Below are 18,922 nucleotides of genomic sequence, written 5' to 3'. Positions count from 1 at the left end.
TCGGCACCATGCCGGACTCCGGGAGCCAACCTGCTCGGCAAACCCCCTCCAGACCGCCCAAGAGAACGATAGCGCTCTGCTCTCCGCGCGAGCCGAGCCCTGCTCCGGTGCCTAGGACAACCTGCTCGCCCGCATCTGCTCTGTACCCCGTATGTCCGTAACCGCCTCCACTGTCAGTCCCTTTCGGCATGATTGACGCCCACACCTGGTACACCACCGTGCCCGGGTGGGTCCGATCAGAGGCCAGGGGCGCGGTGTCGGAGATTGGAGTCCGATGACCGCGGCGGAACCACGTACGTCTCTCCCTTTCGATTTCCTGCGTACGGTCATCGCACAGGCATCCGACGACTCCCCGCCCACGCGCATGGCTGTCGAGGCGATACGCACGGCATCCCAGGGCACGGACCGGGACGGCCTGCTCATGACCCTGCTAACGGGGCCGCTCGCGCAGTCGGCGCCCGAGTGGCTGTTGGCTACGGCGGTGGAGAGCGATCTGAATCGTGAACCGCAGCCGTACATGACGACCGACCGCATGGAGTTGACCCGCGTCGCCTTGTCGCATCCCGCCTGCCCGGACGCATACAGGGCCCGGTTTTTGCGGGAGTGCACTGAGGCTCGACTTGGTCTGCTTGGCCGGAGAGAGGGTGGGGCAGCGCTCATCCGCGCCGTCGTTGCTGAGCTCCATCGCCGCTCGGCAACGGGCCTGACCATCTCCCCCGAGCTACTGACGGCTCCGACGCCCGCCCAGCTCGTACTCGGTGAACATGGCCTGCACGAGGACGTGTTCGTCGCAGCGCTCGACTGTCTCCCGTTCGGGCCGGACAAGCATGACGGCGAAGAAGACGTCGAGGCGTGGATGGAGCGCCACCGTGCCGCATCCGACGCTTGGGACAACATGTGGTCCGGCATCCTCCGGGCGCAGACGGAGCATCACCGCCCCCTGCTGGCCTGGTCCGCGCGGCACCCCGCCGCCGATCGCGTGGTGCGCAAGCACCTGCTGGGCTCCTTGCCGTGGCACGTCGAACCGGCCTTGTTGGAGGAAGTCGCCGCACACGACCTGGAGTACTTCGGGCGAGCGGTCCTCCTCACCCGGATCTCCCGGTCCTGCCGGGACGGGCTGACGCCCGCGCAGGCACGGGAGCGCTACGCCGACGAGCTGGCGGCCGCGTCCCAGGAGGAGCGGGACTACGTGGAGCGATTCCTCGACGAGGAGATGCAGTCCGGGTACCTCCAGACCATGGCCTTTCGCTCCGCTGTCGCCTGGGTGGAGCGCGCAGGCAGGCAAACCTGGCGGTTCCTCCTCAACCCCGGCGAGGCCCAGCGTCTCGGACGGCCCCGGGAATGGCTGGCGTCCGAAGAACTCGTCGCCGCCCTCGGCACCCGGTTCGCGACCATCTCCCTTACCGCCTTGAGCCTCTGGGAGCCGGACCCCGATTCACGCTATCCAGTCGTGCGTGATCTCGACTGGTTGCACGCACTCCTCGTACATCTCCCCGAAGTCCCGGACGAGGCGCGGCAGAAAGCACGTCTCGTGGTGCAGGACACCCGGCGGGCCCTGTCCGCCCGGTCCGGTGCGCACGGCTACTCCTCCTCCGGCCATTCCGCGCGGGAGGAGAACCGACGGGCCAAGGAACTGATCGCCACCATCATGCCGCTCGTCACTGATCCCGTCCCCGCCTTGCCGGGCCGACGCACGGCCTCCCTCGGCGACCCGCAAGGCATCGGTTTCAAGAAGCTGGCGGACGCCGACGAGAACGTTCTCGTCGCCTACCTCGACCGGCACACGGGCAACGACACGCTCGTCGAGGAGGCCCTGCTCTCCTTCGCCGCCCGGTCCTACCGGAAGTCCCTCACCTTCGACGACGTACTGGCCCGCCACTCCGCCCCACAGCAGACACTGCTCGATCTCACGCTGCACCTGCGGAGGCGCCTGGGCGGCGGACCAGACCTTCGTGGGAGCTGGGCCGAGATCATGCTGGCCCGGCCCGAGTGCCCTCCGGAGCTGCTCCGGCTGCTGCCTGCCTGGTCAGCGCTGAAGGCCCGCGGCCCGCGCTACGACACCACTCACCCCGCAGTCGCCGCCTACGTCACGGAGGCGCTCGGAGACAATGACGAGGCGTGGCAGCGGTTCGCAGCAAGCCCCATGTCGCACGCCGGCCCGGGCGCCTGGCATCGGCTCGGCGACCTCCTCGACGCGGCAGTCGACGGGACCGCGTGGCCGACGCCTCCGCCGGGACGATGACAGCAGCCATGTCGATCGGTCTCGGCCTCATGGGCATGATCCCCTAGTGCCTCGCCAAGTACATGGAGAACGTCAACGGCGGGGTCCGGACGAGTGGCTCCTCGGGAGCCATCTGGGAGCCGACCCGCTCCCCGAGCCCCTTCGAGGCCACCTGAGACCACGACATCCCGACGCCCTGACCAGCGCAAACGCCATCCACGCTGGCAAGATCAGCAACCGAACCTCATTCGGGACGAAGAGGTCGTGGGTTCAAATCCCGCCACCCCGACAGAGAAGTAGCAGATAGGGACCCATCTACTAGTTACTAGTAGGTGGGTCCCTATCTGCGTGTGTGACTAAACTGCGTGACTGCTGCCTCAGGGCCGGGGGCGTGCCGAGGTTCCTGTCCGTAGCGATGGCTCCGTGCTGGATCACCAGGTGGATCTGTTTCCCGTGGGCCTCCCCCAGCGGGATCCCGCGATCCGGCACAGGGGCGGGACGAAGGACGTCCGCGTCTGTCGAGTCGTCCGCTGGTGAGGATCAATGCCTGGATCGGCACCCGCAAGGCGAAACGGCCCTCCTCAGATCCGCATGTGGCCGAGTTGGCTCCTGACATGGCGCTTCTTGCGCCCGTCGCGACGCCGATCCGCCGGCTGGGGAGCGGCCCTGGGCCGGTTGTGTATCCGGTGGGTATCAGGGGGCGCTCCGTTCGTCATCGGATCGGTGTGCCGGGCCATGGCAGGCGGGGGTCTGCGGGGCGCTGCCATATCGTTTCTTTCGGGGGCGTCGGCTGCACATGAGCGCATACCGGGCCGATGCCTCGCCCGCCCCTTCCGAACAGGAGTGATCCGCCCGTGTCCTCGTCCGCCCCGGCTCCGGCATCCGCGCAGCCCGTTCGCGTGTTGCTGGTGGAGGACGACGACTTGATGCGGCGGTCCTTCGCCGTCGCTCTGGAGCGATACGGCTATGGGGTGGCGGTCGCGGCCGACGGGCTGACGGGGCTTGAGCTCTTTCGCGAGCAGAGCTTCGACCTGCTGATTCTGGATGTGATGCTGCCCGGTCTTGACGGGATCGGTCTGTGCCGACGCGTCCGGGAGACCAGCTTGGTGCCGGTCCTGATGATGTCCGCGCGCGGCGACGGGCTCGACGTCGTCGCCGGGCTGGAGGCCGGAGCGGACGACTACGTCGTCAAACCCGTCGACACCTACGTGCTCGTCGCACGCATCCGCTCCCTGTTGCGACGGGCGACCTACGCGCCCGCCCCAGAACCCGAGCGCGCCGCGGACGAAGGGCCGTCACGGTCCGAGGGGGCGCTGCTGGTTTTCGGGGACCTGGCGATCGACACCGCCGGCCTGGAGGTGTCCGTCTCCGGAAGCCCGGTGGCACTGACCCCGACCGAACTGAAACTGCTGTTGGAGTTCGCCGCGCACCCGGGCGTCGTCCTGGAGCGGCACACCCTGCTGCGCAACGTCTGGGAGTACGGCTGGGACGGCGACAGCCGGGTCGTGGACCTGTGCGTGCAGCGGCTGCGCGGCAAGCTGGGCCGGAACCGGATCGAGACGGTCCGCGGCTTCGGCTACAAGCTCAGGCGCTGAGGCCGGTGCGCCTGCTCCACCGGCTGAGGGCCGTCCGCCCGCTCCACCCGCCTCGGCCCGTACGCCCGCTCCACCCACCGCGTCCGGTGCGCCACCCGCTGCGGCCGGCCCGCGTGTCCCTGCGCTGGAAGATCGCCGCGCTGGCCGCGGCCACGGCTTGCCTGGTCGTGGCGGCGGTGGGCGTACTCGTACACCTCTGGACCGCGCGCGACATCCGCGACCGGGCCGAGGCACGGGCCCTCAACAGCGTGTACTCGGCCATGGAGACCTACCGGCGCACCGGAACGCTGGCGGACGGCGCCAAGCTCGATCCGGCCGCGCTGCCCGCCGCCCTGCGACACCCCGCCGACGGCGACCGCCATGCGGCCTACGACGGGCGCGTCGACGCGAATCTGGGTCCGAGCGTCTGGGCCGCCCAGCGGGTCGACGGCCCGGGGGGCCGGGTGCTGGCCGTCCAGATCAACATGAGCCCCGAGCTCTACGGGCTGCACCGGCTCGACATGAGCATGGCGGCCGCCTCGCTGGTCGCGCTCGCGGCGGCCGTGCCGCTGACGGTGTACGGGGCCGGGCTGCTCGGTCGCCGGCTGCGGCAGGTCTCCGAGACCGCGGGCCGGATCTCCGCCGGGGACCTCGACGCCCGGACCGGGCCCACCAAGGGCCGCGACGAGGTGGCCGACATCGCCGCCACCGTCGACCTCATGGCGGACAGTCTCGGCCGACGGCTGCGCACCGAGCGCCGGTTCACCGCGGACGTGGCACACGAGCTGCGCACCCCCGTCGGCGGTCTGCTGGCCGCCGCCGACCTGCTGCCGCCCGGCGAGACGGAGGATCTGCTCCGGGCCCGGGTGCGCGATCTGCGCGGCCTGGTCGAGGACCTCCTGGAGATCTCCCGCCTCGACGCCGGCGCCGAACAGCCGGTCCGCGCCCATGTGCCGCTCGGCGCCGTCGTCCGCGACGCCGTGGTGCGCACCGGCCTCGACACCGAGGTCAGTGAGGTCAGCGAGGTCAGTGAGGTCACCGGCGCAGAGGGCTCGGCGGCCGTGCCGCAGATCGTGGAGACCGATCCGCGCCGCCTCGAACGGATCGTCAGCAACCTCGTCGTCAACGCCCACCGGCACGGGGACACGCCGGTGCGGGTCACCGTCGAGGGCCGTACGGTCGTCGTGCGCGACCACGGCCCCGGGTTCCCCCCGGACCTGCTGCGGGACGGGCCGCGCCGCTTCCACACGGGCACGAAGGAGCGCGGCTCGGGCCACGGCCTGGGCCTGACCATCGCCCTGGGCCAGGCCCAGGTCCTCGGCGCCGAACTGCGCCTGGACAACGCCCCGGACGGCGGCGCCGTCGCCACGCTGCGGCTGCCGGGCTGATCAGGGCTGATCCGGCTGGATCGGACCTGATCTGGCCAGGTCAGGTCCGATCGAGCCAGGTCGGGTCTGATCCGGCGATCCAAGACGCACGCCCTGACCGCTCCACAAAGCACGCCCCCCCCCACCCCGCCCTACAGAACTGCTACACAGCAGAGCGGACGCCGATACACGGCGGCCCAGGGCCCGATACGTTCCCCGGACACCCTTCGACGTGCACCTTCCGATCCGAAGACCGCACCGAAGAGGAGTCCCCCGTGACCGCCGACCCCCTTGCCCCGCACACGCTGTACGCGACGAACGGGATCGCGGCCGCCACCACCGACCTGTCGAGGGTCTACGGCAGCGGTGACAGCCGTGTCGTCGCGCTGGACCGTGTCAGCATCGCCTTCCGGGAGGGCGAGTTCACCGCGATCATGGGGCCCTCCGGGTGCGGCAAGTCCACCCTGATGCACTGCGCCGCCGGGCTCGACTCGTTCAGCTCCGGCTCCGTCCGCATCGGCACCACCGAGCTCAGTACGCTCAACGACCGGCAGCTCACCCAGCTGCGCCGGGACCGGATCGGCTTCATCTTCCAGGCGTTCAACCTGCTGCCGACGCTGACCGCCCTTGAGAACATCACGCTGCCGCTGACCATCGCCGGACGCCGGCCCGACCAGCAGTGGCTGGACCGGGTCATCGCGATGGTGGGCCTGGCCGACCGGCTCGGCCACCGCCCGGCCCAGCTCTCCGGCGGGCAGCAGCAGCGCGTCGCGGTGGCCCGTGCCCTGGCCTCCCGGCCCGCGATCATCTTCGGCGACGAGCCCACCGGCAACCTCGACTCGCGCTCCGGTGCGGAGGTCCTCGGCTTCCTGCGCGACTCGGTACGCGAGCTGGGGCAGACCGTGGTCATGGTGACCCACGACCCCGTCGCCGCCGCCTACGCCGACCGCGTGGTCTTCCTCTCCGACGGTCGGCTGGTCGACGAGATGAGCCATCCCAGTGCGGACCGGGTGCTGGACCAGATGAAGGCCCTGGGCACCCGCTGACCCCGGGCCACTGGGGCTTGTCCCCCAGGCCCCCCTCTCCCCGGCCCTTGGCCTTCCCGCCTTCCCCGCCTCCCCGCCTTCCTTCACCGGACCCATGCCCCCGCACCCGGCACCGCTGGGGGCTCCGCCCCCAGACCCCCGCTCCTCAAACGCCGGAGGGGCTGGATTTTGCCCCCCTGTTCAGAGCCGGAGGGGCTGGATTCTGCCCCCCCTGTTCAGAGCCGGAGGGGCTGGATTTTCGGCCGTCCTCCCAACGCCGGAGGCGGCTGGATTTCGGCCCCGTCCTGCCGACACCAGTGGCGGCCTGATCTTCGGCCCCTTCCCTCCAACACCAGACGCAGCTGGACTCTCGGCCCCCGAACCTTCGGCCCCAGCGTTCAGAGCCAGAGGGCGGCCGGACTTCCGGTCCCAGCCGCCGAACCCCCGTCAGCGGAATTTTCGCCCCCGCGTTCAGAGGCCGAGGGGCTGAACCTTCGGCCCGTGAATCCTCGCCCCCCCGACTCCTCGCCACCGCCCCCGACCACCCAGGACTGAGACACCCCATGTTCAAAACCGCCCTGCGCAACGTGCTCGCGCACAAGGCGCGGCTGCTGATGACGGTGCTTGCCGTCATGCTCGGCGTCGCCTTCGTGGTCGGCACCCTCGTCTTCGGTGACTCGGCCGCCGCGGCCTACCGCGCCGCCGCGTCGAAGAACTTCGCCGACATCGCGGTCACCGTGGTCCCGAAGGACCCTCCGCCGGGGACCGCCGCGGACCGGCGCACCAGCGTGCTCGACGACGCGCTCGTGCGGAAGCTCGCCGATGTGCCCGGTGTCGGCGCCGTACGGCCGTCGGTCGACGGGTCGGCCGTCCTGAACGGGGCGGACGGCGCTCCGCTGCGGGCCGGCAAGGCGTGGGCGAACCTGGCCGGTGCGTACGTACCGGGCGAGGACGGCAAGGACAGCCGTTATCCGCTGGTCAAGGGCCACGCCCCGAAGAACGGCGACGAAATCGCGGTGGACAGCGGCACCGCCGCCGCCGGCCGCTTCGCCCTCGGCGACACGGTCACCCTGGCCACCGACGGGCCCGTCATGACCAAGCGGCTCGTCGGCATCGTCACCACCGACGACAGCCGGGTGACCGCGGGCGGCACCCTCGCCCTGTTCGACAAGGCGACCGCCCAGGACCTGTTCTCCTCCCCGGGCCACTACACCGGGATCGACGTGTCCGCCGCGCCCGGCACCGACCCGTTCAAGCTCTCCGGCCAGGTCGGCGCCCTGCTCCCGGCCGACCGGGCCGAGGCCGTCAGCGGCACCGCCCAGGCCAATCAGCAGGCCACCCTCGTCGACACCCTGACCCGGGGCTACACCAAGCTGCCGATGATCTTCGCCGGGGTCTCGCTGTTCATCGGCTCGTTCCTCGTCGTCAACACCTTCACCATGCTCGTGACGCGGCGCACCCGGGAGATCGCGCTGCTGCGCGCCATCGGTGCCGATCGCCGCCAAGTGGTCCGCTCCGTCCTCGCCGAAGCCCTCCTGATCGGCCTCGCCGCATCCGCGGCCGGGTTCCTGCTCGGACTCGGCATCGCCTCCGTACTGCCCGACATCCTGAGCACCGGTGCCGACGCGCTGCCCCGCGGCCCCCTGGTGATCGGCGCGCGCCCGGTCGTGGCGGCGCTCGTCGTGGGCGTGGGAGTCACCGTGCTCGCCGCGTGGCTGCCGTCCCGCAGGGCGGCGAGGGTCGCGCCCGTCGAGGCGATGCGCTCGGCCGAGCAGCCGCCGTCCGCCCACCGGTCCCGGATCCGGGGCGCGGTGGGGACGGCCCTGCTCGTCCTCGGCGTGGGATGGCTGGTGTCGGTCACCGGGGCCAAGGACGCCTCCGAGGAGAACCTGCAGAGCGCGATGCTCGGCTGCGGCATCCTCCTCGTCGCCGTGATCGTCCTCGCGCCGCTGCTCGCCGCCCCCGTGATCCGGCTGACCGGCCGTCTGACCGGCCGCTTCGGGATCACCGGCCGGCTCGCCCGGGAGAACGCCCTGCGCGACCCGCGGCGCACCGCGGCCACCGCCGCCACCCTGATCGTCAGCACGGCGATGGTCGCGGGGCTCGCCGTCCTCGGGAACTCCACCGGGCAGGCCCTCGACCACCAGGCCGCGGCCGGCCTCGGCGCCGACTACGTGATCGGCACCCGTACGCCCACGACCGGCATCGACGCGGCCGCCGTCCAGCGGGTGGCCGACACTCCCGGAGTGCGGACCGCGGCCGCCGTCGCGGACTCCAGCCTGTTCACCGGCGGCGGTGTCCGGCAGATCTCCGGGGTCGGCCCCGACACCGTGAACGCCGTCATGAAGCTCGACTTCACCAGCGGTTCCCCGGCGGACCTCGGGCCGGGCCGGATCGCCGTCTCCAGCACCCTCGCCCGGGAGCACGGCCTGAGCGCGGGCGGCAGGCTCAACGCCCGCATGGGCCTCGACCAGGACTTCAAGGAGTACACCGTCGTGGGCGTCTACAAGGACAGCCCCATCGCCCACGACGCGCTGGGCGACCGCGCCGAGGTGCAGCGCAGCGGCTTCAAGCCCGGCTCCGTCCAGCGGATCCTGGTCCGTACCGACGGCGGCGCGGCCTCCAAGAGCGCCGAGGACCGGCTGCGCACCGCCGTGGGCAACAACCCGCTGCTGAAGGTGCAGGACCGCAAGGAGCTCGTGGACGAGGCCGCCGGCACCCTGAGCAGCCTGCTCACGCTGATGTACGGGCTGCTCGCCATCGGCGTCGTGATCGCCTCGCTCGGCATCGTGAACACCCTGGCCATGTCGGTCGCGGAGCGCACCCGCGAGATCGGCGTACTGCGCGCCGTCGGAATGGACCGCGCCGGCATCCGGCGGATGATCCGCCTGGAATCGGTGACCGTCGCCGCGTTCGGCACGCTGCTCGGCCTGGCGGTCGGGCTGTTCGGTGCCTGGGCGGTCGGCGCGCTGGCCAACGGAGCGATGGCCCAGTACTCCCTGGCACTGCCCTGGGGGACGCTGCTCCTGGTGTGCCTGCTGTCCCTCACGATCGGCGCGGTCGCGGCCGCCGTCCCGGCCCGCCGGGCGGCCGCGCTGAGCCCGCTGGAAGCCGTCGCGCAGGCGTGACGCAGGGCTTGCGGCCCACCCCACAGCACTGCGCCCCAGGACCGAAAAGTTCATGTACGCCCGTTTGGTTCGGCACCGGTCCCTCCCCTGTTGGGACCGGTGCCGAACCATACGGTCGGCGTCGATCCGCGCCGTTGCGGCGCGGGTCGACGGGAGGCGGATCCGTGGTGATACGACGGCAGTCCGGTGGGACTGGCGCCACGGATCCCTCAAGCTCACGTGACGAGTCCTCGTCACCGAATCGCGACTCCGCGGACGCTTACCGAGAACATGCGGCATCATGAGCTGTCTCTCCGAGCGCTGAGCCGGCGGCCCTGTCCGGGCGACGCCCGGTTGATGCGCTACTGGGTCGAGATCCTGCCATCTGCGGCTCCCACCGGAGAGGCTCCGGAATCGGACCCAGGACTTAACCGCAGGTCAGCCATATAGGGTGAGTTTTCCGGTCCGGACGTCCAAGTGCGGGTGAGGTGAGGGGTGGAGACCTTGAGTTCCGACTCAGGGGCACGCACGGCCTTCGCGGAGCGTCTCGCGCTGCTGTACAAGGAGGCCGGCGACCCTCCTCTCAAGCGCGTGGCCGAGGCCGTCGTCCGGCTTCAGCGGGTCGACGAACGCGGGCGGCCGGTGCGGGTGTCCGCGCAGCGGATCAGCGACTGGCGACGGGCCAAGAACGTGCCGGCCCAGTTCGCCGCCCTCGCCGTGGTGCTGCACATCCTGATACCCGAGGCGCGCCGCGCGCGGCCCGCGCCCGTGTCCGCGGGTCTGTACGACCTGGTCCAGTGGCAGCGCCTGTGGGAGCGCGCGGTGGCCGATCCGGTCGGCGACCGCCCCGCGGCGGCCGCGGAGGAGAAGGACCGGCCCCCGGCCGAGGCCCCGGCCGTCGCCGGTGGGGTGTGCCCGTACCGGGGCCTGGCCTCCTACCGCCAGCAGGACGCCCGGTGGTTCTTCGGCCGGGAGCGGAGCACGGACGCGCTCGTCGCCCAGCTCCGCGCGGTGGAGGAGACGGGCGGCCTGGTCATGCTCGTGGGCGCCTCGGGGGCGGGAAAGTCCTCCCTCCTGAACGCCGGTCTGGTGCCCACGCTGCAGAACGGCGCGCTGGGCGAGGAGAGCGGCCGCACGAGGGCGGTGCTCCAGCTCGTGCCGGGCGCCGATCCCCTCCTGGAGCTGACCGGCCGGATCCCCGAGCTCGCACCCGTCGTGTCCGCCACGGCGGAACCCGGCACTCCGCGGTTCGGGCACGCCGTGCGGGAAGCCGTCTCGGCGTGGGCGCGGCGCGAGACGTCCTCCCCCGCCCCTGCGGTCGTCATCGTGGACCAGTTCGAGGAGACGTTCTCCCTCTGCTCCGACGAGGCGAGCAGGCGCACCTTCATCCAGGTCCTGCACGCCGCGTGCACGCCCGCCGACCCGCGAGAGCCGGCCCCCGTGCTCGTGGTCCTCGGGATACGCGCCGACTTCTACGAGCAGTGCCTCGCGCATCCGGAACTGGCCGACGCGCTGCAGCACCGGCACATGGTGCTCGGGCCGCTGACCACCGCGGAGCTGCGCGAAGCGGTGACCGGCCCGGCCAAGGCCGTGGGCATGGAACTCGAACCCGGCCTCGCGGAACTGATCGTCCGGGAAGTGAGCGCCGACGGCCCCGGTGGGACGCACAGCGCGGGGGCGCTGCCGCTCCTCTCGCACGCCCTGCTCGCCACCTGGCAGCGCCGGAAGGCGGGACGGCTGACGCTGGCCGGCTACCGCGCGGCGGGCGGCATCCAGGGGGCGGTGGCGGCGACCGCCGAGCGGGCCTGGTCGAGCCTCGACCCGGCGGCCCGCACGGCCGCGCGGCTGCTCCTGCTGAGGCTGGTCAGGCTGGGCGAGGACACCCAGGCCACCCGTCGGCGCGGGACGCGTCGCCAGCTGGCGGAGGAGTCGACGGACTCCGACAAGACGGAGGAATCGCTCGAAGCGCTGGTACGGGCCCGCTTGGTGACGCTCGACGCGGAGACCGTGGAGATCACCCACGAGGCGCTGCTCCACGCCTGGCCGCGCCTGCGCGACTGGATCGACGAGGACCGGACCGGCAACCTGCTGCGCCAGCGGCTCGAAGAGGACGGCAGGGCCTGGGAGGGATCGAACCGCGACACGTCACTGCTCTACCGGGGTTCCCGCCTCGAACAGGCCCACACCTGGGCCCAGTCCGCCGGTGACACCTTCCTGACCCGGGTCGCGGTGGAATTCCTGGCCGCCTCGGTCAAGCTGCGCAGACGCACGGTCTGGATCAGCCGCGCCGCGGTGTCGGCCCTGGTCGTCCTGGCGATGCTCGCCGTCGGCGCGGCGGTGGTCGCCTGGCAGCAGCGGGACGACGCCGTGTTCGAGCAGGTCGTCGCCGAAGCCGATCGCGTCCAGCACACGGACCCCTCGCTGTCCGCCCAACTCGCCCTGGTGGCACACCACTTGAGGCCGGACGACGAGGGCGCGAACAACCGGCTGATCTCGATCGTGAACGCGCCGCTGGCCACGCCGCTCCTCGGCCACACCGGCGCCGTCTACCTCACCTCGTTCAGCCCGAACGGGCGGATCCTGGCCACCGCCAGCTACGACCGGACCGTACGGCTGTGGGACGTGGCGGACCCGGCGCGCCCCAAGCCGCTGGGCGGCCCGCTCACCGGCCACACCAGCTGGGTGAGCACCGCGGTCTTCAGCCCGGACGGCCACACCCTGGCCAGCGCTTCGGACGACGGCACGGTCCGGCTGTGGGACGTACGCGATCCCAGCCGTCCGCAGCCGATCGGCAAGCCCCTGACCGGCGACGGCGGCACGGTCTACCTGGTCGCCTTCAGCCCGGACGGGCACACGCTGGCCACCGCCAACGAGGATCACACCGTCCGCCTGTGGGACGTGGCCGACCCGCACCGGCCGACCCCGCGCGGCGTCCTGACCGGCCACACCGCCGCCGTGCGCTGCGTGGCGTTCAGCCCCGACGGACGGACGCTGGCGGCGGGCGGCGACAACGGCCCCATCAGGCTGTGGGACATGACGGACCCGAACCATCCGGTGGGGATCGACACCGTGCTGACCGGCCACACGAGCACGGTGCACTCCGTGGCCTTCAGCCCCGACGGCCGCACGCTCGCCAGCGGCGGCTCGGACGACACCGTACGGCTCTGGAACGTGGCCGACCCACGGCACGCCGCCCAGCTCGGCTCGCCGCTCACCGGCCACACCGGCCCCATCTGGTCGGTGGCCTTCAACCCCGCCGGGACCATGCTGGCCGCCAGCAGCGCGGACAGCACGGCGATCCTGTGGAACGTCAGCGATCCGGCCTACCCGTCGCAGGTCGGCGAGCCGCTGGCGGGGAGCAGCGGCGAGATGTACGCCCTGGGCTTCAGCCCCGACGGCCGCACCCTCGCCACCGGGAGCGGCGACAGCAAGGTCCGCCTGTGGTCGATACCGACCTCGGACATGACCGGCCGGATCGGGGCGTTCCGCCCGGACGGCCGGGTGCTCGCCACGGCCGCGAGCGACGACCGGGTCCGGCTGTGGAACGTGGACACCCCCGGCCGGCCCGTGTCGCTGGGCGAGCCGTTCGTGCCCGGCGTCGGCGACCTGCGTGAGCTGGTGTTCTCCCCCGACGGCCACACACTCGCCGTGTTCATGGGGAGCCAGACGGTACAGCTGTGGAACGTCACCGATCCGGCCCGGCCCCTCTCGTACGGGGCGCCCGTCCCGCTGCGGACCCGGTTCTCGGGCCCCGACTCGCTGGCCTTCAGCCCGGACGGGCGCACCCTGGCCACCGCCTACGACGACCGCACCATCCAGCTGTGGGACGTCAGCAACCCGTCCCACCACGTTCCGCTGGGCGGGCCGCTCACCGGCCACAAGGGCTACGTCAACTCCCTCGTCTTCAGCCCGGACGGCCGCACGCTCGCCAGCGGCAGCGCGGACGCCACGGTCCGGCTGTGGAACGTGACCGACCCGGGGCACACCACCCAGCTCGGCGCGCCGCTCACCGGGCACCTCGGCCCCGTCAACGCGCTCGCCTACAGCCCGGACGGCCACACCCTGGCCAGCGGCAGCGACGACGACACCGTACGGCTCTGGAACATCACCGATCCCGCGAGGGCGACCCGGCTCGGCTCCCCTCTCACCGGCCACACCGAAGCGGTCGTGTCGCTGACGTTCAGCCAGGACGGCCGCACCCTGGCCAGCGGCGGCAACGACAACACGGTCCGGCTGTGGAACGTCACCGACCCGTCCGACGCCGCGCCCATCGGTCAGTCGATGAGCCCCAACGCCAAGACGGGAAACTTCCTGTCGTTCGGCCCCAGGAGCCACATGCTCGGGGTGTCGAGCGGCAGCGACACCGTCCGGCTCTGGAATCTGGACGCCGCCGAGGCCATCAGCCGCATCTGCTCCACCACCCGGGGTGTCCTGACGCCGGAGATATGGCACGAGAACCTGCCCCGCCTCTCGTACGCGCCTCCTTGCGATCAGTGACCGCCCGACGTGATCTCGATCACAACTCGTCATCACGGCCGAGCAGTTGACTCCCGTCGTACGGGCAGCGTTGTTAGTCTTGTCCACAAGCCCGATCGCTGGTGCATCCCCCGTCGCCAGCGGTCGGGCGCTTCCATGGGAAAGGTGGGACCGCCGTGTCCCGGCGCATCATCGTCCTCACCGCTGTCCACGGCCCTTCGGCCCGGTATCTGCCCGAGGCCTACGAGTCGCTCCGCACGCAGGAACTGCCCTCGGGGTGGGAGTGGCACTGGCTCATCCAGGAGGACGGCTTCACCCACGAGGTCGAGCCGTACGTCCCGGACGACAGGCGGGTGACCTTCCGGCAGGGGCGGCGAGGGGGCCCGGGAGTCGCCCGGACCATCGCGCTCGCGCGGGCCGACGGCGACTACGTGAAGGTCCTGGACGCCGACGACCGGCTCACCCCCGGCTGCCTCGCGCGCGACCTCGCCGCTCTCGAAGCGGACCGCACCATCGGCTGGACCACCTCCCGGGTGCTCGACTTGCTGCCCGACGGCTCCACCGCCGGCTTCGAGGGGGATCCGGAGGCCGGTCCGCTGGAGCGCGGTGCCGTACTCGCCTACTGGAAGGCGCACGATTTCCTCGCCCAGGTGCACCCGGCCACCCTCTTCGTCCGCCGCGACCTGCTCCTCGCGCTCGGCGGCTGGATGGCACTGCCCGCCTCGGAGGACACCGGCCTGCTGCTCGCGCTGAACGCCACCAGCCGCGGCTGGTTCACCGCGGAGCCCGGCCTCCTCTACCGCAAGTGGCCCGGCCAGGCGACCGGCCAGGCCGCCCACACCGACACCGCCGAGCGCGACGCGCGGATGGCCGTCGTGGAGGCGAGGGCGAGGGCGCTGGCCGGGTTCGGGTGGCAGTACCCGGTCAACGCAAAGGACTGACCGGCGCGTTCGAAGGGCTACGGAAGCGTCTCGGCGTCCGTCCGGGAGAACACCAGGTCGCTCTCGCCGACCACCGTAGTACGCATCCGGACGGGAACCTCGGGCGCGCTGCCGTACAAGGCCGCCGGATAGCTCTCCGGGGCGTAGTCGTTCGCCATCCGGTACGCGTGGAACCCGTGCGCCCGCATGGTGGACATCAACTCCTCGGCAGAGTCCCCCAGTTGGGCCATGCGCTCCGGGGTCACCTCGACCGTGATCTCCGCGTCGGGGCGGAGCCGGTCCAGGACCGGGGCCAGGCCCCGGACGACGCTGCCCTCCGCGCCCTCGACGTCGACCTTGATGACGCGGGCCCGGCCGATCTCCGCGGCGCTCAGCAGTTCGGCGAGCGGGCGGGCCTCGACCCGGAAGGTGGATTCCGCCGGACCGGCGTACGGGACGATGCTGTTCGCGCCCATGTTGCGGGAGCTGGCGAGGGTGAACGTCACCGTCTTGCGGGAGTCGGCGACGGCCTCGTTCACCGCGCGGATGTTGGTGCTGCGGTTCAGCCCGGCCTGGCGTACAAGTCGCCGGTGGAACACCGGAGATGCCTCGATGGCCACCACCCGGCCGCCGGCGCCCACGAGTCGCGACGCCAGGAGACTGTAGTAGCCGATGTTCGCTCCGACGTCGATGAAGGTGTCACCCGGCCGCAGCCGCCCCCGGAGCCAGCGGGACATGTGCGGCTCCCACACCCCGAACAGGTAGAGGTACCGCTGGATCAGGTCCTGGGTGTCCACCCCCATCCGCACCCCGGACCGAGTGCGCACGATCCGCCGCCGCGGGTGGTCACGGAGCCCGGGGTTGAGGTACTCGGCCACCAGCGAGGCCTTGCCGATCGCGCCGGGGGCGTGGCGGACGTACCAGCGTCCGAGCGTCATCAGCGCCTGTGACGTGTGGCTGTCCATCCGGCCGCCTCCTCGAAGGATCACAGGGGAACCGTAGCGCCGGGTCGGAGGAGGCCCGGCGCCACCCCCGCGTCAGGCTGCGGAGGTCGGCCTCCGGCCGGCGTCGAAGGGAAGGCCCAGCATGCGGATGGCGTTCCCGCGGAGCAGCTTGTAGACCACCTCGTCGGGCAGCCCCGCCACGTGGTCGGCGGCCACCTGCTTCGTGTGCGGCCAGGTGGAGTCGACATGGGGATAGTCCGTCTCGAAGGTGGCGTTGTCGACTCCCACCGTCTCGATCGCCTCGATGCCGTGCTTGTCGCGGAAGAAGCAGCAGAAGATCTGCCGGTAGTAGTACGTGGACGGCGGCTCGGGGATCAGGTCCTTCACCCCGCCCCAGGCGCGGTGCTCCTCCCACACGTCGTCGGCGCGCTCCAGGGCGTACGGGATCCAGCCCATCTGCCCTTCGCTGTAGGCGAGTTTGAGCCGGGGGAACTTCACCAGGACGCCACTGAACAGGAAGTCCATCATCGAGGCCATGGCGTTGTTGAAGCTCAGCGCCGCCTGGACGGCGGGCGGCGCGTCGGGTGAGGCGGCGGGCATCTGCGAGCTGCTGCCGATGTGCATGTTGACGACGGTGCCGGTCTCCTCGCACGCCGCGAAGAAGGGGTCCCAGTAGCCGGAGTGGATGGACGGCAGCCCGAGGTAGGTGGGGATCTCGGAGAAGGTCACCGCGCGCACCCCGCGGGCGGCGTTGCGCCTGATCTCCGCCACCGCCAACTCGACGTCCCACAGCGGGATCAGGCACAGCGGGATCAGCCGGCCCCCGCTGTCACCGCACCACTCCTCGACCATCCAGTCGTTGTACGCCCGCACGCAGGCGAGGCCCACCTCCTTGTCCTTGGCCTCGGCGAAGGTCTGGCCGCAGAACCGGGGAAAGGTCGGAAAGCAGAGGGAGGCCTCGACGTGGTTGAGGTCCATGTCGGCGAGGCGGGCCTTGGGGTCCCAGCAGCCGCGCCGCATCTGCTCACGGGTGATGCCGTCGAGGGTCATCTCGTCGCGCGAGAAGCCGACGGCGGCGATGATGCGCTTGTAGGGGAAGATCTCGTCCTCGTACCGCCACCAGTCGGTCTGCTGTCCGTCCGGGTCCGTGGTGAACCGGTACTTGCCCCCGATGTACTCCAGGTCACCGATACCCGCCGTGAAGGGCTGCGGGCCCCGGTCCCGGTACTTGCCCGGAAGCCACGTCCTGAAGAGGTGCGCGGGCTCGATCACGTGGTCGTCCACGCTGATCACCTTCGGGATGTCTTGCGAGCCGTCCTGACTGTCGAGCACGTCGTTGCCCCCTGCCGCTGGCTGGCCATCAACCAAATCTGACGATCCATCAGATTGAGCGTATGGGCAAGACCCCAGCGCGGCAAGCGGAGTTGGGCCGCCACCACCCCTTGCCAGACCGCGGACGATGGGCTGAACTGACGACTCGTCAGGTCAACTGCGGCTGCGGAGGCGTGCCATGCAGACACTCTGGCTCAGCGGGGCCGAATGGTTCGCGGTCCTCAGGATCGGCCTCGGTCTGTGGTGGCTGGAGAGCTGGCGCCACAAGGACAAGAAGACGTGGTTCGACGGCGGCGGGATCGCCTGGGCCGCCGGCATCGCGGACAAGCACCGCTGGCCCCTCGTGAAGCACGGCTTCGACCGGTTCGTGAAGCCGCGTCTGCGCCTGCACGCCTACGTCGTCGCCTATGCCGAACTGGCCCTGGGTCTGGGCCTGATCACCGGCTTCCTGACGCCGGTCGCCCTGGTCGGGGGCCTGCTGCTGAACCTGACGTACTTCGTGCTGATGATCCACGACTGGGCCGAGCAGGGGCAGAACCTCATGATGGCCCTGATCTCGGCGGTCGGACTGTTCGCGATGTGCTGGCAGGACTGGTCGCTGGACCACGCCCTGGGCCTGTTCCTCCGGTAGGCCGGGCGTCCGGCGTGAGCGCGACCGGACCGTGATCCGTGGGATCACATCGTGTTCCGTGAGATCGATGGGAGAGATGGATGGCAATGAGCGACTCCGACACGCCCCGGGACGGAACCCCTGAAGTCCCGGACCCGGCAGGGGAAGCCGCCGGCGCGGCGCTCAGGGAGGGGCACGCGGCACGGGCCCGGAGCGCCGCGACGCGAACGGCGGCCACCTGCCAGTACCTCGACGATGCGCGCAGCGGCCTGGTCGACAGGCATGCGGGCGGCACGGCGGCGGGGCCCGTACTGAAGGCCGATCAGGCCGTCCGTACGGCCGCTCAGGCGGTGGCGGCCTTCTCCGGCAGCGCTCCCGACCCCGCGGCGGACTCCCGCAGCGCGCGGAACGCCGCTGCCGCTGCCGCGCTGGCGGCGCAGACTGCCCAGCGCCACGACAACGCCGGCGCGGTCGCAGTCGCCGCGTACCGTGCCGCTCAGCAGGCCTCCCTGGCCGCCGGTGCGGCCTCCGCGATGGGGAACGCGGGGCGCGACGTGGCGTTGAACGCCGCCGCTGACGCGGCCGAGGCGGCCGCCGTCGCCGCCGCGGAGCGGGCGGGGTGGCTGAAGCCGGGCCACGACTACACCCCGTCCCGGTCCGACGACGAGTACACGCCGTCGATCGCCGACGTCATGCACCTGGAACACTGACCGCCCTCCCCCGGCGGGCTCACGCCAGGAGCCGGGTACCCCCTAGGGGGTACCCCCTAGTGCCGTGCTCGGGTCGGGTGGCGGCTGGTCCAGGCTTCCAGGTCGGGGCGGGTGGGGCGGGGGGACCTGGTCCAGCCCCAGGACGCGTACGCCGCCGCGGCCGCCGTGTTCGCCGGGTCGATCAGGGTGGTGATCAGGTCGGCGTCCACCCGTTCCAGGAGTCTCTGCTGGAGCCGGGTGGCGATGTTCGTGCGGCGCCGGGCGGGCAGCACCATCAGTTCCGCGAGCGCGAACACCCGGTCCCCTGACGCGAGTTCCTCGTCGCCGTCGGTCACGGCGCCCCGGTGGCCGTGCCACCACTCACCCTCTCGGCCCGGCGGGTAGCCGTAGACGCAGCCCAGCAGGGCCGGGTCACCCGCGATGATCATGTCGAAGCCGGGGCGCTGTACGTCCTCGGCGAAACGGCGCAGAAATCCCTCGCGGCCACGGGGATCCGCGCCGGGCACTCCTTCGTACGCCGCGACGTACAGGTCCGCCACCGACTCCCGCTGCTGCTCGGCCTGCCAACGCGACAGTCGTCGCATGAAAACCTCTGTCATCGCAACAGCGTGGCAGGTCAGAGCAGTTGACGGAACA

The 18,922-nt window shown here is 71.6% G+C and carries 12 protein-coding genes; 9 read left to right on the top strand and 3 right to left on the bottom strand.

The features are described from left to right. Positions 1-274 precede the first annotated feature (274 nt). The 7 genes from ACIQ8J_RS17570 (at position 275) to ACIQ8J_RS17540 (ending at position 14,711) form a co-directional block, all read left to right on the top strand. Positions 275-2,242, top strand: a complete 1,968-nt coding sequence (locus ACIQ8J_RS17570; RefSeq protein ID WP_403607854.1) for a hypothetical protein — start codon at positions 275-277, stop codon at positions 2,240-2,242. Positions 2,243-3,120: 878 nt separating this feature from the next. Continuing rightward, entirely contained in the window at positions 3,121-3,816 is a 696-nt protein-coding gene (gene cseB, locus ACIQ8J_RS17565; RefSeq protein WP_403272408.1) for a two-component system response regulator CseB, read from the top strand. A gap of 86 nt (positions 3,817-3,902) precedes the next feature. Continuing rightward, the gene (locus ACIQ8J_RS17560; protein ID WP_403272407.1) at positions 3,903-5,183 is read left to right on the top strand and encodes a sensor histidine kinase; all 1,281 of its coding nucleotides are present in this window, start codon (positions 3,903-3,905) and stop codon (positions 5,181-5,183) included. A 284-nt stretch (positions 5,184-5,467) separates the two neighbouring features. Next, positions 5,468-6,208, top strand: coding sequence for an ABC transporter ATP-binding protein (locus ACIQ8J_RS17555; RefSeq protein WP_403272560.1), 741 nt, complete (start codon positions 5,468-5,470; stop codon positions 6,206-6,208). 542 nt (positions 6,209-6,750) lie between these two features. Then, complete coding sequence (locus ACIQ8J_RS17550) at positions 6,751-9,315, top strand: ABC transporter permease (RefSeq protein ID WP_403272406.1); 2,565 nt, start codon at positions 6,751-6,753, stop codon at positions 9,313-9,315. A gap of 474 nt (positions 9,316-9,789) precedes the next feature. Then, complete coding sequence (locus ACIQ8J_RS17545; RefSeq protein ID WP_403272405.1) at positions 9,790-13,791, top strand: hypothetical protein; 4,002 nt, start codon at positions 9,790-9,792, stop codon at positions 13,789-13,791. 155 nt (positions 13,792-13,946) lie between these two features. Further along, a complete protein-coding gene (locus tag ACIQ8J_RS17540) occupies positions 13,947-14,711 on the top strand; it encodes a glycosyltransferase family 2 protein (RefSeq protein ID WP_403272404.1) in 765 nt (254 codons plus the stop codon). 17 nt (positions 14,712-14,728) lie between these two features. Here ACIQ8J_RS17540 and ACIQ8J_RS17535 read toward each other — a convergent pair whose 3' ends face one another. Together ACIQ8J_RS17535 and ACIQ8J_RS17530 are read right to left on the bottom strand one after the other, a co-directional pair. Beyond that, complete coding sequence (locus tag ACIQ8J_RS17535; RefSeq protein WP_403272403.1) at positions 14,729-15,655, bottom strand: FkbM family methyltransferase; 927 nt, start codon at positions 15,653-15,655, stop codon at positions 14,729-14,731. 72 nt (positions 15,656-15,727) lie between these two features. Next, a complete protein-coding gene (locus ACIQ8J_RS17530; protein WP_403272402.1) occupies positions 15,728-16,966 on the bottom strand; it encodes an amidohydrolase family protein in 1,239 nt (412 codons plus the stop codon). 178 nt (positions 16,967-17,144) lie between these two features. On the opposite strand from ACIQ8J_RS17530, the gene ACIQ8J_RS17525 reads away from it, so the two are divergent. Then, positions 17,145-17,597: a DoxX family protein gene (locus ACIQ8J_RS17525; RefSeq protein ID WP_403272401.1), complete on the top strand. Its 453-nt coding sequence runs from the start codon at positions 17,145-17,147 to the stop codon at positions 17,595-17,597. An 86-nt stretch (positions 17,598-17,683) separates the two neighbouring features. Beyond that, positions 17,684-18,286 (top strand): hypothetical protein, encoded by a 603-nt coding sequence (locus tag ACIQ8J_RS17520; protein ID WP_403272400.1) that lies wholly within the window; start codon positions 17,684-17,686, stop codon positions 18,284-18,286. Between the two features lie 56 nt (positions 18,287-18,342). On the opposite strand, the gene ACIQ8J_RS17515 is transcribed toward ACIQ8J_RS17520, so the two are convergent. After that, a complete protein-coding gene (locus ACIQ8J_RS17515; protein ID WP_403272399.1) occupies positions 18,343-18,885 on the bottom strand; it encodes a GNAT family N-acetyltransferase in 543 nt (180 codons plus the stop codon). Positions 18,886-18,922: the final 37 nt, after the last annotated feature.

This window comes from Streptomyces sp. NPDC094147, assembly GCF_044764265.1.
Lineage (GTDB): Bacteria > Actinomycetota > Actinomycetes > Streptomycetales > Streptomycetaceae > Streptomyces.
This window is presented reverse-complemented; position numbering and strand designations above follow the sequence as displayed.

Excerpts from the sequence above, each read along its gene's own strand:
- ACIQ8J_RS17535 (WP_403272403.1), bottom strand. The coding sequence starts at position 15,655 with ATGGACAGCCACACGTCACAGGCGCTGATGACGCTCGGACGCTGGTAC.
- ACIQ8J_RS17525 (WP_403272401.1), top strand. The coding sequence starts at position 17,145 with ATGCAGACACTCTGGCTCAGCGGGGCCGAATGGTTCGCGGTCCTCAGG.
- ACIQ8J_RS17520 (WP_403272400.1), top strand. The coding sequence starts at position 17,684 with ATGAGCGACTCCGACACGCCCCGGGACGGAACCCCTGAAGTCCCGGAC.
- ACIQ8J_RS17515 (WP_403272399.1), bottom strand. The coding sequence starts at position 18,885 with ATGACAGAGGTTTTCATGCGACGACTGTCGCGTTGGCAGGCCGAGCAG.
- ACIQ8J_RS17550 (WP_403272406.1), top strand. The coding sequence starts at position 6,751 with ATGTTCAAAACCGCCCTGCGCAACGTGCTCGCGCACAAGGCGCGGCTG.
- ACIQ8J_RS17570 (WP_403607854.1), top strand. The coding sequence starts at position 275 with ATGACCGCGGCGGAACCACGTACGTCTCTCCCTTTCGATTTCCTGCGT.